This window comes from Streptomyces sp. NPDC093089, assembly GCF_044754405.1.
GTDB lineage: Bacteria > Actinomycetota > Actinomycetes > Streptomycetales > Streptomycetaceae > Streptomyces.
This window is the reverse complement of sequence record NZ_JBIVPA010000005.1, coordinates 259,349-273,213: the sequence shown is the minus strand read 5'-3', so window position 1 is coordinate 273,213 and position 13,865 is coordinate 259,349. Positions and strand designations below refer to the sequence as shown.

Genomic DNA, 13,865 nt, shown 5'->3' with positions numbered 1-13,865 from the left:
GATACGTCACAGCCGATCCATGGCTTGTGTCCCGAAAAGTCGCCCCGAAAAGACCGAAAGGCCCCTTGAGGGGGCCTCCAGGCCTTCTGTACGGCTACGGAATCCGTTCCGCGGCGGACACGGGATCCGCCCGGACAGGGAATCCGCACGGGCGCGGAATCCGCGTGGTCGCGAGATCCGCACGGGCGCGGGCGTACGGGGCTACAGCGCCGCCCCGAAGAGCATGCCGAGCCCGTACGTGACGGCCGCGGCGGCGCCACCCAGGACGAGCTGGCGCATCCCGCTGAACAGCCAGCCGCGGGCGGTCACCCGCGCCACCAGGGCGCCGCAGGCGAAGAGGCCCAGGAGCGCGAGCAGCACCGCCGGCCACAGCGCGGTCGCGCCGAGCAGGTACGGCAGGACGGGGAGCAGCGCGCCGAGCGCGAAGGAGCCGAAGGACGAGACGGCGGCGACCACCGGCGACGGCAGGTCGTCCGGGTCGATGCCGAGCTCCTCGCGGGCGTGGATCTCCAGCGCCTGCTCGGGGTCCCTCGACAGCTGCATCGCGACCTCGCGGGCGAGCGCGGGCTCGACGCCGCGGGAGACGTAGAGCGCGGCGAGCTCCTCCATCTCGTCGACCGGGTGCTTGCGCAACTGGCGGCGCTCGACGTCCAGTTCGGCCTGGACGAGCTCGCGCTGCGAGGCGACGGAGGTGTACTCGCCGGCGGCCATCGAGAAGGCGCCGGCCGCGAGTCCGGCGAGGCCGGTGATGACGACGGTCTGCGAGGAGACCGAGCCGCCCGCGACACCGGTCATCAGGGCGAGGTTGGAGACGAGTCCGTCCATCGCGCCGAACACCGCCGGCCGCAGCCAACCACCGTTCACGTCACGGTGGGTGTGGTTGTCGCGGTGGGCCTCGTGCAGCGGTGCCTGAACTTCGATGATGGACATGGCTCTCCCCTCGTTCTTGCGGGCCGGGATGCACCCGCCGCCCCCAGCACCCTCGAAAATACGCGCGATGTAAGGGGTCCGCTAGCAAGGCAGGCCGTACTTACTAAGGCCCCCCTCACTGGGTGAACCGCGTTCCTCACCGGGTGAACCGCGTTCTGGCGGGGTGTCAGCCGGGTGACAGAGACGTTTCTTCGGCGAGTTCGCGGCCCGCGGTGGCACAGATCCAGGCATCGGGGCGCCGACCGCGCGCCCCCACCCGAGGAAGGCCGCGAGATGGTGACCACCACGGCAAGCGACACGCGCGAACGGGCGAGGGGGGCGCTCCTCGGCCTCGCCGTCGGCGACGCTCTCGGCGCGCCCGCCGAGAACATGCGGCCCTCCGAGATCCGCCGCCGCTGGGGCCGCATCGAAGGCTTCGTCACGGACAGCCCGGCCGGCACCGACGACACCGAGTACGCCATCTTCTCCGCCCTCCTCCTCGCCCGCCACGGCTCCGCCCTCACCGTCCACCACGTCGAACGGGCCTGGCACCACTGGATCGCCGACCTCGACGAAGGCCCCTTCCGCGGTGCGGGCTTCTCCGAACGCGGCACCCTGGAGAACCTCCGCCGCGGCCTCGCCGCACCCATCTCCGCCCAGCACCGCCACGCCTGGAGCGACGGACTCGCCATGCGCGCCGCCCCGTTCGGCGTCTTCGCCGCCGGGCGGCCCGCGGAAGCCGCCCGCCTCGTCGCCATCGACGGCAGCGTCAGCCACGACGGCGAAGGCATCTACGGCGGCCAGGCCGTCGCGGCCGGCGTCGCCGCGGCGATGGGCGGCGCGGGCGTCACGTCCGTGATCGCAGCGGCCCTCTCCGCCGTCCCCATGGACTCCTGGACCGCCCGCTCCCTGCGCCGCGCGGTCGTCGCCGCCCAGCGCGTCCAGCCCGACCCGCTCACCCGCGAACGCCAGGTCCGCTCCGCCGTCGTCATCGGCGGCTACCCCTGGACGGACCTCGCCCCCGAAGCCGTCGGCCTCGCCTTCGGCGCCTTCGCCGCCGCTCGCGGCGACTTCCGCACGGCGGTCCTGACGGCGGTCAACATGGGCCGCGACGCCGACACCACGGCGGCCGTGGCCGGCGCCCTCGCGGGCGCCTCCGGCGGCCTGAGCTCCATCCCGGACGACTGGGCCTCCGCCATCGCCCCCGTCACCGGCAGCTGCCTCCCCTCCATGCGCGGCTACCACGTCCTCGACATCGCCGACCTCCTCACCCCGGAAGCAGACCCCCGATGAGCGCCGACCTCACCACAACCACCCCAACCACTCCCGCCACCTCCGAAGTCGACGCCGGTGCCCCGGCCGCCGCCCCGGCCGCCGCTTCCGGCGCCGACACCTCGGCCGCCCCCACCTCACCCCTCACCGCTACCGCCACCTCCACCTCGCCCGCCACCCTGGCCACCGCCCCCGGGGCAGGCGCTCCGGCCGCCCCCGCCGCCTGGTCTGCCGCCCCGGCCGCCGGCGCCGGCGCGTCGGCCGCCCCCGCCTCGACCATGGCCGCCCCCGCTGTGGGCAGCCGTCCCGCAGGGCGTGGGGGTCCCCCCTCTGGGGGAGGGTGGGCACAGCACCCGATGCCGGACCCCGGCCCCCTGTTCGACGCCCCGCAGGGGTCACCGCCGGCGACGCCCGTACGGGGCACCGGGTCGTGGGGCGGCGCGCGGGAGGCCACGCGGGATGCGGAGGCCGGTCGGCGCGCCGCCCGCGACGCGGTCGAGGGCCTCCTCCTGGGGATCGCCGCGGGCGACGCCGCGGGATGGCCCGCCGCACGCCACCGCGCCGCACGCATGCCGGAGTGGACCCGCCGTCTCACCCGTGAACTCGACACCTTCGCGGAGCAGAACGCGACGACGACCCTGCCCGTCCCCATCGCCCTCAACCAGCCGCCCGAGCCGCTCCGCCTCGGCCCGTCGGACGACGCCGAGTGGGCGGTGTTCACGGCGGAGGCGGTCCTGGCCTCCGCGGGCCCGGTGTTCGCGGGCCTCCCCCCGGAGCGCCGGCTGCGGGCCGCCGTCGACCTGGCGTGGAACGCCCTCGCGGGCCAGGTCGCGGCCGCGGCGGACCGGGCGCCCGAGGTGGAGTCGGCCGTACTCCCCCTGCGCGCCCGGATCTCGGTCCGCGCGGGTCTCGGGAACCTGGCCACCGGTCTGCGCCCGCCCGCGACGGGCCACGACAACCCGCACTTCTTCGACGACGCGGCCTGCGTCCGGGCCGCGGTCCTCGCGGTCGTGCACCCCGGCGACCCGCACGCGGCCGCCGAACTCGCCGAGTTCGACGCCCGGTACACGCAGGACGGCGACGGCGTGCACGGGGCGCGCGCGACGGCGGCGGCGGTCGCGGCGGCACTGGGCGGGGCGACGGTCGAGGAGGCCGTCGAGGCGGCGCTGGCCGAACTCCCGCCGGTCACCGAGATCGGCCGCAACGCCCGGCACGCGGTGAAGCTGGCCAGGACCGCCGGTTCGGCGTTCGAGCTGGTCCCGCTCCTGGAGCACCAGATCGTGGACCACGTGTACAGCTACGGCATCGCGGCCGCCGAGACGGTGCCGGTCGCCCTGGCCCTCGCGACCGCCGCCCGGGGCGAGATGGCGGCGGCGGTTCCGGCCGCCGCGTGCCTCTCCCGGGTCGCCGACTCGGCGCCGGCGCTCGCGGGGGCGCTCACCGGGGCGCTGGGCGGCGGGCGTTCGGTGCCGTCGAGCTGGCGGGACGCGTGCCGGACGCTGGCGGGCTGTGCGCTGCCCCGGCTCGCAGGGACGGATCTGGTGGAACTCGCCGGGCTGCTCGGAGCCACGGAACCGGCCGCCCCAGGTGGACAATTCCGACATGACACCCACACAGGACGTGGTCGCACAGAACGCGCCCACACGGGAAGCACCCGCACCGGTCGGCCCCCCTCTGGATGACCGGATCACCGGAAGCCTCGTCGGGGCCGCCGTCGGCGACGCGCTCGGCGGCCCCGTCGAGGGCTACACCCCCGAACAGATCCTGGAGCGGCACGGCGGCCGGGTCACCGGGATCGTCGGCCCCTGGAACGGCGGCGACTGGCGCACCGCCCGCCCCATCGCCCCGTACCACAAGGGCGACGGGCACGTCACCGACGACACCTTGATGACCCACGCGCTGATCCGGGTGTACGAGAAGGTCCGCGGCCACCTGGACGCGTACGCGGTCGCGGACCACCTCGTGCCCGAACTCATGGGCTCCCCCGTCTGGATCCCCGAGCTGGAGGCCGAGGCACTGCCCCTCCAGCGGATCTTCCTCGCCGAGAAGTGGATCGTGACCCGGCTCCACTACGGCCACGTCGATCCGCGCGAGGCCGGCGGCGGCAACGTCGTCAACTGCGGCGCCGCTATGTACATGGCGCCCGTCGGCCTGGTCAACGCCGCCCACCCCGCCGCCGCGTACGCCGAGGCGATCGACCTCACGGGCGCGCACCAGTCCTCGTACGGCAGGGAGGCGGCCGGTGTCTTCGCCGCCGCGGTCGCGGCGGCCTGCGCCCCGGGCGCCACCCCGGCCTCGGTGGTCGGCGCGGCCCTCTCGCTCGCCAAGGACGGAACACGGGCGGCGATCGAGGCGGTCGCCGAAGCCGCCGCCGGACACACGGACTTCGAGTCGGCCCTCGCCCCTCTCCGCCGGGCGGTCGCACCCTTCGACTCGGTCGGCCCCGACTACCGCTCGCCCTCCCTCGGCGCCCGCCGCCCCTCCCGCCTCCACGCCATCGAGGAACTCCCGATCGCCCTGGGCATGCTGCTCGTCGGCGGGGGCGACTTCCGCCGTACGGTGCTCGGCGCCGTCAACTACGGCCGCGACTGCGACTCGATCGCCACGATGGCCGGCGCGATCGTGGGGGCGCTCCACGGCGAGTCCGCCGTCCCCGCCGACTGGGCGAAGCGGGTGGCCGAGGCGAGCCGCCTCGATCTGCACGCCCCCGCGGCGGCCCTCACCGCGGTCGCCCGCGAGGTCTTCGCCCGCGACACCGCGCTGCGCCGGGCCCACGAGTCGGCCTTCGCGACCCTGACGGGCGCCGACCGGTGACCCTGCGCCTGACCTGGGTCCAGCCCGAGGACCTGGTGGGCCACGAGCTGCGGCAGGCGGCGGAGGACGGCCGCGACGCCCGCGCCCTCGCGGCCCGCTGGACGGCCGCGGGCGGGCCGCCCGCCCCGGGGACGGCCGGCGCCTCGGAGACCCCGCGCCCCCACCTCCGCCCGCTGGCGGAGGAACTCCTGGACGCCCTGGCAACCCTTCCCGGCTCCCTGTCGGCCCTGGAACCCACGGCCTTCACCGCCATCACCGCCGCCGCGGGCGGCCCTTCCGAGGCGCGACCGCTCTCCCCCCGGACGAAGCCCACCGACGAGCCCCGCTGCGGTGAGCGCACCGGCGTCGGGGAGCGCCCCGGCGGGGAGGAGCGCACCGGCAGCGAGCGCGCCGGCAGTTACGACGCAGGCGAGTACAGCGCAGGCAGCTACGGCGCAGGCGGGTACGACGCACGCGGTGACGGCGCAAGCGGGGAGCGCACCGGCCTCCTCGACCGGCTGCACGCCGCCTGGCTGGGCCGTGCCGCCGGCTGCCTCCTCGGCAAGCCCGTCGAGAAGCTCCCCCTCCCCGCCATCCGGGCGCTCGCCCGGGCCGCCGGGAACTGGCCGCTCACCACGTGGTTCACCGCCCGCGGCGTCCCCGGGGAGCTGCTCGCGGCCCACCCCTGGAACCGCCGCTCCGCCGCGACCTCGCTCGCCGAGAACATCGACGGGATGCCGGAGGACGACGACCTGAACTACCCGCTGCTGAACCTGCTGCTGCTCCAGCGGTACGGGCGCGACTTCACCACCACCGACGTCGCGCGCCTCTGGCTCGACGAACTGCCCGCCGGCCGCACCTTCACGGCCGAGCGCGTCGCCTACCGCAACCTCCTCGACGGGATCGAACCCCCGCTGACCGCCCTCCACCGCAACCCGTTCCGCGAGTGGATCGGCGCCCAGATCCGGGCCGACGTGCACGGCTGGACGCATCCGGGCGACCCGGTCGCCGCGGCCGCGCAGGCCTACCGGGACGCGGCGCTCACGCACACGGCCAACGGGGTCTACGGCGCCATGTTCGTCGCGGCGACCCTGGCCACGGCGGCGACCGGAACCGCCGACGTCCACCGGGCGCTCGCGAGCGGCCTCGGGGTGGTCCCGCCGTGCTCTCGGCTGGCGGCGGCCGTCCGGCTCGGCATCGCGGCGGCCCGTGCCACGCCCGACTTCGACGCCGTCGTGGACCGCCTGCACGCCGAGCTCGGCGGGTACCACTGGGTGCATGCCGTTCCCAACGCCGCCCTGCTCGCCGCCGCCCTCACCCACGGCGACGGCGACTTCTCGCGCTCGGTCTGCGCGGCGGTGTCGGGCGGTTGGGACACCGATTCCAACGGGGCCACGGCCGGTTCGGTCGCCGGTCTCCTCGCCGGGCACCCCGACCGGCTGCCGGAGCACTGGACCGCTCCCCTCAAGAACCGTCTGGCGACGTCGGTCCCGTCCTTCGACGGCATCGGCTTCGACACGCTGGCCGAACTGACACACACGGAGGCAGTACGCCCATGACCAGCATCGTCGTGCTCGGCAGCACGAACATGGACCTCGTGGCCTATGTGCCGAAGGCCCCGGCCCTCGGCGAGACGGTCACCGGCCGCTCGTTCCGCACGATCCCCGGCGGCAAGGGCGCCAACCAGGCCGTCGCCGCCGCGCGCGCGGGCGCCGAGGTCGCGATGATCGGCGCGGTCGGCGCGGACGACTTCGGGGCGCGGCTCCGAGCCACGCTCGAACACTGCGCGGTGGACACCGATCTGCTGCGCACCGTCGAGGGCCCCTCCGGCACGGCCCACATCGTCGTCGACGACGAGGGCGGCAACGCGATCGTCGTCGTCCCCGGCGCCAACGGCACCGTCGCCTCCCTCACCCACGGCGACGAGGCCCTCATCGGTACCGCCGACACCCTGCTCCTCCAGCTCGAACTCCCCCTCCCCGTCGTCGTCGAGGGCGCCGTCACCGCCCGCCGGCTCGGCGTCCGTACGATCCTCACCCCCGCTCCCGCCCAGCCGCTGCCCCCGGAACTCCTCGCCGCCACCGACCTGTTGGTGCCCAACGAGCACGAGGCCGCCGCCCTCACCGGACTCGACGACCCGCGAGCGGCCGCCCAGGCCCTGCTGCGGTTCGTCCCCGAGGTGGTGATCACCCTGGGCGCGGCCGGCGGCCTGTACGCGGCCCGCGACGCCGAGCCGGTCACCGTCCCCGCCCCCCGGGTCAGGGCGGTGGACACCACGGCGGCCGGCGACACCTTCGTCGGCGCCCTCGCGGTCGCCCTCGGCGAGGGCCGCCCCGCCCCGGAGGCGCTCGCCTGGGCGCAGGCCGCGGCCGCGCTCTCCGTCCAGCGCGAAGGCGCGTCGACCTCGATGCCGTACCGCGTCGAGATCGAGGCGGCCTTCCACTCCCCCGACACCCTGGAGGCCGATTCCGCATGACCGTCCACGCACCGGCCGCCGCGCCGGCGAACCCCGCTCCCTCCGCTCCGGCGCCGCTCCAGGGACTGCGCGTCCTGGACCTCGCCACCCTCTTCGCCGGCCCGCTCGCGGCCATGATGCTCGGCGACTTCGGCGCCGACGTCGTCAAGGTCGAGCACCCCCGCAAGCCCGACCCGTCCCGCGGGCACGGCCCCGCCAAGGACGGCATCGGCCTCTGGTGGAAGGTCCTGGGCCGCAACAAGCGGACGATCACCCTGGACCTGTCGTCGCCCGGCGGTCGTGACACCCTGCTCGCGCTCGCCGCCGACGCGGACGTGATCGTGGAGAACTTCCGCCCCGGCACCCTGGAACGCTGGGGTCTGGGCTGGGAGGAGCTCTCCACCGTCAACCCGCGGCTGGTCCTCGCCCGGGTCACCGGCTTCGGCCAGTTCGGCCCGTACGCCCACCGGCCCGGCTTCGGCACCCTCGCCGAGGCCATGAGCGGCTTCGCCGCCATCACCGGCGAGCCCGAGGGCCCGCCCACCCTGCCTCCCTTCGGCCTGGCCGACTCGATCGCCGCCCTCGCCACCGCGTACGCCGTGATGACCGCGCTCACCGCCAGGACGACGACCGGCCGCGGCCAGGTCGTCGACATGGCGATCATCGAACCGATGCTCTCGGTCATCGGACCCCACCCCCTCTGGTACGACCAACTCGGTTACGTCCAGCCCCGCACCGGCAACCGCTCCCGCAACAACGCCCCGCGCAACACGTACCGGACCGCCGACGGTTCCTGGGTCGCCGTCTCCACCTCCGCCCAGTCGATCGCCGAGCGCGTGCTGCGCCTGGTCGGCCGCCCCGAGCTGATCGACGAGCCGTGGTTCGCCGACGGCACGGGCCGGGCCGCGCACGCGGACGTCCTGGACGAGGCGGTCGGCTCCTGGATCGCCCGCCGCACCCGCGACGAGGCGATGGCGGCCTTCGAGAAGGCGGAGGCGGCCATCGCCCCGGTCTACGACGTCCGGGACGTGGTCGCCGATCCGCAGTACCGGGCCCTCGGCACGGTCACCGAGGTGCAGGACCCCGAACTCGGCCCGATCAAGATGCAGAACGTCCTCTTCCGGCTCTCCGAGACCCCCGGCGCCATCCGCTGGCCCGGCCGCCCCCACGGCGCCGACACCACCGCCGTCCTCACCGAACTCGGCCTCAGCCCCGCCGAGATCGACGACCTCCGCGAGCGGGGAGCGGTATGAGCGGCAGCGTCACCGGAGTCGACGGCCTCGCCCGCGTCCGCACGCCCCTCACCTGGCTGTACGCCCCCGGCGACCGGCCCGGGGTCGTCGCCAAGGCCCTGTCCTCCGGCGCCGACGTCGTCATCGTCGACCTGGAGGACGCGGTCGCCCCGCACCGCAAGGCGTACGCCCTCGACGCCACGGTCGATCTGCTCGCCGACGCCCACCCCGTCCCGGTGCACGTCCGCGTCCACTCCCCGCACGACATCCCCACCCTGGCCCCCCTCCCCGGCCTCTGCGGTCTCCGTGTACCCAAGGTGACACACGCCACTGACATCCACCGGATCGCCGGGCTCGCCCCCGGCCTCCCCCTCTACCCGCTCCTGGAGAACGCCCTCGCCCTGGAGCACGCGTACGCCATCGCCACCGCCCACCCTGCCGTGCGCGGCATCGCGCTCGGCGAGGCCGACCTCCGCGCCGACCTGGGCGTTCGGGAGGACAGCGGCCTCGACTGGCCGCGCGGCCGGGTGGTGGTCGCGGCCCGGGCCGCCGCCCTGCCGCCCCCGGCCCAGTCGGTCCACCCCGACATCGGCGACCTGGACGCCCTGGCCGCGGGCTGTGCCCGGGGCCGTGCCATGGGATTCCTCGGCCGGGCGGCGATCCACCCCCGCCAGCTCCCGGTCATCGAGCGGGCCTACCTGCCCACCGCCGAGGAGGTCGACGCGGCCCGGGAGGTGGTCGCCGCGGCCGCCACCGACCGGGGCGCCCTGGCCCTCCCCGACGGCCGCTTCGTCGACGCGGCGGTGGTGGAGGGCGCCCACCGCGTCCTCGCCCTCGCCTCCCGCACGGCCTGACCTCCGTAAGGCCCGCCCCCGTACGCGAGAGGGCCGCCGGGACCTTTCGGTCCCGGCGCCCCTCTCGGCAGCGGAAGGATCAGCCCTTGGCGGCCGACCCGGCACCGTTGCCGGCACCGGCTTCCTCGTTCTTGTCGGAGTCGGCGACCGGAGCGGCGTCCTCGGGCTCGCCGTCCTCCGGCTCACCCTCCCCGTCCTTCTCGCCCTTCTCGTCGTCCCCGGACTCCCCGGACGCCGCAGACTTCCCGGACTTGCCGTCCTTCTCCGCCGCGCGGGGCTCCACGATCTCCTCGCGTCCCGGCCGCATCCGCGACGAGACCACGATGTAGACCACGGCGAGCAGGAAGACGACGATCGCCGTCCACACGTTCAGCCGCAGACCGAGCACGTGGTGCGCCTCGTCGACGCGCATGTACTCGATCCAGGCGCGGCCGGCGCAGTACGCGGCCACGTACACCGCGAAGGCCCGCCCGTGGCCGAGCTTGAAGCGGCGGTCGGCCCAGATGACGAGGAAGGCGACGCCGACGCACCAGAGCGATTCGTAGAGGAAGGTCGGGTGGTAGAGCCCGGCCTCGCGGTTGGCGCCCTCGGTGATCTTCAGGGCCCAGGGGAGGTCGGTCGGACGGCCGTAGAGCTCCTGGTTGAACCAGTTGCCCCAGCGGCCGATGGCCTGGGCGAAGGCGATGCCGGGGGCGATGGCGTCGGCGTAGGCCGGCAACGGGATGCCCCGGCGGCGGCAGCCGATCCAGGCACCGACGGCGCCGAGCGCGATCGCGCCCCAGATACCGAGGCCGCCCTCCCAGATCTTGAAGGCGTCGACCCAGTTCTCACCCTCGCTGAAGTACAGCTGGTAGTCGGTGATCACGTGGTACAGGCGTCCGCCGACGAGGCCGAAAGGCACCGCCCAGACGGCGATGTCGGCCACGGTGCCGGCAGTGCCGCCCCGGGCGATCCAGCGCTTGTTGCCGTACCAGACGGCGACGAAGACACCGATGATGATGCAGAAGGCATAGCCGCGCAGCGGGATCGGTCCGAGGTGGATCACGCCGGTCGACGGGCTGGGAATGTAGGCAAGGTCCATGGCAGGATCGACGCTACCTTGCCGGGCGGGCGGGACGGCAGCCCACCCGGCAACGTATGGGTAACTAACCCCGGCGGAGGCGGCTCAGCCGGCCGAGGGCGAGGCCGTGCCGGCCTTCTTGCCCTTGTTGGCCTCGGCCACCCACTTCTTCAGGTTCTCCGGGGAGATCTGCTCGTCCCCCTTGGTCGGGAAGATCGATTCGCCGTTGAGGAGGACGGACGGGGTGCCGCGGAAGCCGCCGTTCTGAAAGGCCTCGTTCGACTTCGTGACCCAGCTGTCGTGCGTGCCGTCCTGGACGCAGCTGCGGAAGGTGGGCGTGTCGAGCCCCGGGACCTTCGCCGCCAACTCGATCAGCTTGTCGTTGTTGCCGAAGGCGTCGTCCGTCTCCGGCGGCTGGTTCGTGTAGAGCGTGTCGTGGTACGCGGTGAACTTGCCCGCGTCCTGGGCGCACGCGGCCGCGTTCGCCGCGCGCAGCGAGCCGCTGCCGCCCATGTTCCCGTCGATGAGGGTGGCGAGGTGGTACTCGGCCTTGAGCGCGCCGGAGGCCTCCAGCTCGTGGATGGTGTCCCGCATGACGGTCTCGAACTGGGCGCACGCCGGGCAGCGGAAGTCCTCCCAGATCGCCAGGGTGGACGGGGCGTCCGTCGTGCCCGTGGGGATCGCGGGCTTGTCGCCCTCGATCGATCCGGTCGGCGCGACCACCGGACCGGCCTTGTCGGACCCGCCGCCCTTGTCGCTGTTCGCGGCGATCACGCCGACGACGGCGGCGAGGCCGAGGACCCCGACCACCGCCGCCGACACGATCAGGACGCGCCGCTGCTTCTCGCGGGCCTTGTCGCGCTCGCGCTGCTGCTGGAGGCGCTCCCGCGCGCTCCGGTTACCGTCACCACGGTTCTTCTCGCTCACGCCTCAGGAACGAACCGGGGAGGCGCCTACGTGCCTCCCCGGTCCCGGATCCACCCGAACGGGCTACGAAACGCGGCGGACACCCTCGGCGAGTTCGCCCGCCAGTTCCCTTACGGCGGCCAGCCCGGCGGCCTCGTCGCCGTCGGCGTCGAGGATGCGCTGCACGAAGGCGGAGCCGACGATGACGCCGTCGGCGAAGCCGGCGACCTCCTTGGCCTGGACGGCGTTGGAGACGCCGAGGCCGACGCAGACCGGCAGCCCGGAGGTGGCCCGGGTGCGCCGGACCAGGTCGGCGGCCTGCTCGCCGACGGACTCGCGGGTGCCGGTGACCCCCATGAGCGAGGCGGCGTAGACGAAGCCCGAGCCGACCGACGTGATGGTGGCCAGGCGCTCGTCCTTGCTGCTGGGCGCGACGACGAACACGGTGGCGAGACCGCGCTTGTCGGCGTGCTCTCGCCAGACCGCGGACTCCTGGACCGGCAGGTCGGGCAGGATGCAGCCCGCGCCGCCGGCCGCGGCGAGCTCCTCGGTGAAGCGCTCGATGCCGTACCGGTCGATCGGGTTCCAGTACGTCATGACGAGGACCGGCTTGCCGGTGGCCTCGTGGGCCTCGCGGACCGTCCGCATGACGTCGGCGATCTTGACGCCGCCGCGCAGGGCGATGTCGTCGGCGGTCTGGATGACCGGCCCGTCGAGGACCGGGTCGCTGTGCGGGAGACCGACCTCGACGACGTCGGCGCCGCCGTCGAAGGCCGCCTTGATCGCGGCGATGCCGCCGTCGACCGTCGGGAAGCCCGCCGGCAGGTACGCGATGAGCGCGGCCCGGTTGTCGGCCTTGGCCTTGGCGAGGGTGTCGCTCAGCAGCTGGATGTTCCCGGTCGTCACTTGGAGCCCTCCCCGTCGTACAGCCCGAAGTAGCGGGCGGCCGTGTCCATGTCCTTGTCCCCGCGCCCCGAGAGGTTCACGAGGAGCAGGGCGTCCTTGCCGAGCTCCTTGCCGACCTCCAGGGCCCCCGCGAGGGCGTGCGCCGACTCGATGGCCGGGATGATGCCCTCGGTGCGGGAGAGCAGCCGCAGCGCCTGCATGGCGGCGTCGTCGGTGACGGCGCGGTACTCGCCGCGCCCGCTGTCCTTGAGGTACGCGTGCTCGGGGCCGATGCCCGGGTAGTCGAGGCCGGCCGAGATCGAGTACGGCTCGGTGATCTGGCCCTCCTCGTCCTGGAGGACGTACGAGCGCGAGCCGTGCAGGATGCCGGGCTCGCCGGCGGTGAGGGTGGCCGCGTGCTCGCCGGTCTCGACGCCGTGGCCGGCCGGCTCGCAGCCGATCAGGCGCACACCCGCGTCCGGGACGAAGGCGTGGAAGAGGCCGATGGCGTTGGAGCCGCCGCCGACGCAGGCGATGGCCGCGTCGGGCAGCCGCCCGGCGCGCTCCAGGACCTGGCGGCGGGCCTCGACGCCGATGACCCGGTGGAAGTCGCGGACCATGGCGGGGAAGGGGTGCGGGCCGGCCACGGTGCCGAACAGGTAGTGCGTCCGGTCGACGTTCGCGACCCAGTCCCGGAACGCCTCGTTGATGGCGTCCTTGAGGGTGCGGCTGCCGGACTTCACGGCGACGACCTCGGCGCCGAGGATCCGCATCCGGGCCACGTTCAGGGCCTGGCGCTGGGTGTCGACCTCGCCCATGTAGATGGTGCAGTCGAGGCCGAACAGGGCGCAGGCGGTGGCCGTGGCCACGCCGTGCTGGCCGGCGCCGGTCTCGGCGATGACCCGCGTCTTGCCCATGCGCTTGGTCAGCAGCGCCTGGCCGAGCACGTTGTTGATCTTGTGCGAGCCGGTGTGGTTCAGGTCCTCGCGCTTGAGGAAGATCCGGGCGCCGCCCGCGTGCTCGGCGAACCGGGGCACCTCGGTGAGGGCGCTCGGACGGCCCGTGTAGTTGACCATCAGGTCGTTGAGTTCGCGCGCGAACTCCGGGTCCGCCTTCGCCTTGTCGTACTCGACGGCGACCTCGTCCACGGCGGCGACCAGCGCCTCCGGGATGAACTTGCCGCCGAAGTCGCCGAAGTAGCCCTCGGCGTTGGGGACCTGGCCCTCCAGGTCCGGAATGAAGAACTCGCTGGACATGCGGATGCTCCTCGCGGGGCGGATGCCCCGGGATACGTGTGGTTGGTGGTCACGTTATGCGCGCGCCACGCTCACATACGTCAACACGAACACCTGTCGCCCGACCCGTCGCGGGCGCCACCCCTTGCGGGCGCCGCCGCCCGTTGCGGGCGCCCACAGCCCGTTGTGGGCAATCGTCCGCCAGAGGCGTGGGAGGGGTCCCCCAGGACGGAGTCTGGGGGGACCCCCACGCCCCCAGCGGGA

The 13,865-nt window shown here is 74.4% G+C and carries 12 protein-coding genes; 7 read left to right on the top strand and 5 right to left on the bottom strand.

Annotated features, from left to right (window positions below; all coding sequences use genetic code 11):
* Nucleotides 1-201: 201 nt before the first annotated feature.
* A complete protein-coding gene (locus tag ACIQFX_RS13965) occupies nt 202-930 on the bottom strand; it encodes a VIT1/CCC1 transporter family protein (protein ID WP_402462217.1) in 729 nt (242 codons plus the stop codon).
* A gap of 273 nt (nt 931-1,203) precedes the next feature.
* On the opposite strand from ACIQFX_RS13965, the gene ACIQFX_RS13960 reads away from it, so the two are divergent.
* The 7 genes from ACIQFX_RS13960 to ACIQFX_RS13930 all read left to right on the top strand — a co-directional run bounded on the left by ACIQFX_RS13960 (nt 1,204) and on the right by ACIQFX_RS13930 (nt 9,515).
* Entirely contained in the window at nt 1,204-2,202 is a 999-nt protein-coding gene (locus tag ACIQFX_RS13960) for an ADP-ribosylglycohydrolase family protein (RefSeq protein WP_402462214.1), read from the top strand.
* A gap of 257 nt (nt 2,203-2,459) precedes the next feature.
* Nucleotides 2,460-3,863 (top strand): ADP-ribosylglycohydrolase family protein, encoded by a 1,404-nt coding sequence (locus ACIQFX_RS13955; protein WP_402462845.1) that lies wholly within the window; start codon nt 2,460-2,462, stop codon nt 3,861-3,863.
* Nucleotides 3,784-4,995 carry an ADP-ribosylglycohydrolase family protein gene (locus ACIQFX_RS13950; RefSeq protein ID WP_402462211.1) on the top strand — a complete coding sequence of 404 codons (1,212 nt, stop codon included), beginning with the start codon at nt 3,784-3,786 and terminating at the stop codon, nt 4,993-4,995. Before ACIQFX_RS13955 ends, ACIQFX_RS13950 begins: the two co-directional genes overlap by 80 nt.
* Entirely contained in the window at nt 4,992-6,533 is a 1,542-nt protein-coding gene (locus tag ACIQFX_RS13945) for an ADP-ribosylglycohydrolase family protein (RefSeq protein ID WP_402462206.1), read from the top strand. The genes ACIQFX_RS13950 and ACIQFX_RS13945 overlap by 4 nt, the downstream gene beginning before the upstream one ends.
* Nucleotides 6,530-7,450: a ribokinase gene (gene rbsK / locus ACIQFX_RS13940; RefSeq protein ID WP_402462203.1), complete on the top strand. Its 921-nt coding sequence runs from the start codon at nt 6,530-6,532 to the stop codon at nt 7,448-7,450. The genes ACIQFX_RS13945 and rbsK overlap by 4 nt, the downstream gene beginning before the upstream one ends.
* Nucleotides 7,447-8,682, top strand: coding sequence for a CaiB/BaiF CoA transferase family protein (locus tag ACIQFX_RS13935; RefSeq protein ID WP_402462200.1), 1,236 nt, complete (start codon nt 7,447-7,449; stop codon nt 8,680-8,682). Before rbsK ends, ACIQFX_RS13935 begins: the two co-directional genes overlap by 4 nt.
* Nucleotides 8,679-9,515, top strand: a complete 837-nt coding sequence (locus tag ACIQFX_RS13930; protein ID WP_402462197.1) for an HpcH/HpaI aldolase/citrate lyase family protein — start codon at nt 8,679-8,681, stop codon at nt 9,513-9,515. Before ACIQFX_RS13935 ends, ACIQFX_RS13930 begins: the two co-directional genes overlap by 4 nt.
* Nucleotides 9,516-9,594: 79 nt before the next feature.
* Here the strand turns inward: ACIQFX_RS13930 and lgt are convergent, their stop codons facing one another.
* From lgt to trpB, 4 genes are all read right to left on the bottom strand, one after another.
* Nucleotides 9,595-10,596 (bottom strand): prolipoprotein diacylglyceryl transferase, encoded by a 1,002-nt coding sequence (lgt, locus tag ACIQFX_RS13925; RefSeq protein WP_402462194.1) that lies wholly within the window; start codon nt 10,594-10,596, stop codon nt 9,595-9,597.
* Between the two features lie 84 nt (nt 10,597-10,680).
* Nucleotides 10,681-11,502, bottom strand: coding sequence for a DsbA family protein (locus ACIQFX_RS13920; protein WP_402462190.1), 822 nt, complete (start codon nt 11,500-11,502; stop codon nt 10,681-10,683).
* Nucleotides 11,503-11,565: 63 nt separating this feature from the next.
* On the bottom strand, nt 11,566-12,387 hold the full coding sequence (trpA, locus tag ACIQFX_RS13915; RefSeq protein WP_402462187.1) for a tryptophan synthase subunit alpha: 822 nt from the start codon (nt 12,385-12,387) through the stop codon (nt 11,566-11,568).
* Entirely contained in the window at nt 12,384-13,622 is a 1,239-nt protein-coding gene (trpB, locus tag ACIQFX_RS13910) for a tryptophan synthase subunit beta (RefSeq protein ID WP_402462184.1), read from the bottom strand. Before trpB ends, trpA begins: the two co-directional genes overlap by 4 nt.
* Nucleotides 13,623-13,865: the final 243 nt, after the last annotated feature.

What these genes read in the sequence shown, in the direction of transcription:
- ACIQFX_RS13965 (WP_402462217.1), bottom strand. Translation starts at nt 930, where the DNA reads ATGTCCATCATCGAAGTTCAGGCACCGCTGCACGAGGCCCACCGCGAC.
- ACIQFX_RS13960 (WP_402462214.1), top strand. Translation starts at nt 1,204, where the DNA reads ATGGTGACCACCACGGCAAGCGACACGCGCGAACGGGCGAGGGGGGCG.
- ACIQFX_RS13955 (WP_402462845.1), top strand. Translation starts at nt 2,460, where the DNA reads ATGGCCGCCCCCGCTGTGGGCAGCCGTCCCGCAGGGCGTGGGGGTCCC.
- ACIQFX_RS13950 (WP_402462211.1), top strand. Translation starts at nt 3,784, where the DNA reads ATGACACCCACACAGGACGTGGTCGCACAGAACGCGCCCACACGGGAA.
- rbsK (WP_402462203.1), top strand. Translation starts at nt 6,530, where the DNA reads ATGACCAGCATCGTCGTGCTCGGCAGCACGAACATGGACCTCGTGGCC.
- ACIQFX_RS13935 (WP_402462200.1), top strand. Translation starts at nt 7,447, where the DNA reads ATGACCGTCCACGCACCGGCCGCCGCGCCGGCGAACCCCGCTCCCTCC.
- ACIQFX_RS13930 (WP_402462197.1), top strand. Translation starts at nt 8,679, where the DNA reads ATGAGCGGCAGCGTCACCGGAGTCGACGGCCTCGCCCGCGTCCGCACG.
- lgt (WP_402462194.1), bottom strand. Translation starts at nt 10,596, where the DNA reads ATGGACCTTGCCTACATTCCCAGCCCGTCGACCGGCGTGATCCACCTC.
- trpB (WP_402462184.1), bottom strand. Translation starts at nt 13,622, where the DNA reads ATGTCCAGCGAGTTCTTCATTCCGGACCTGGAGGGCCAGGTCCCCAAC.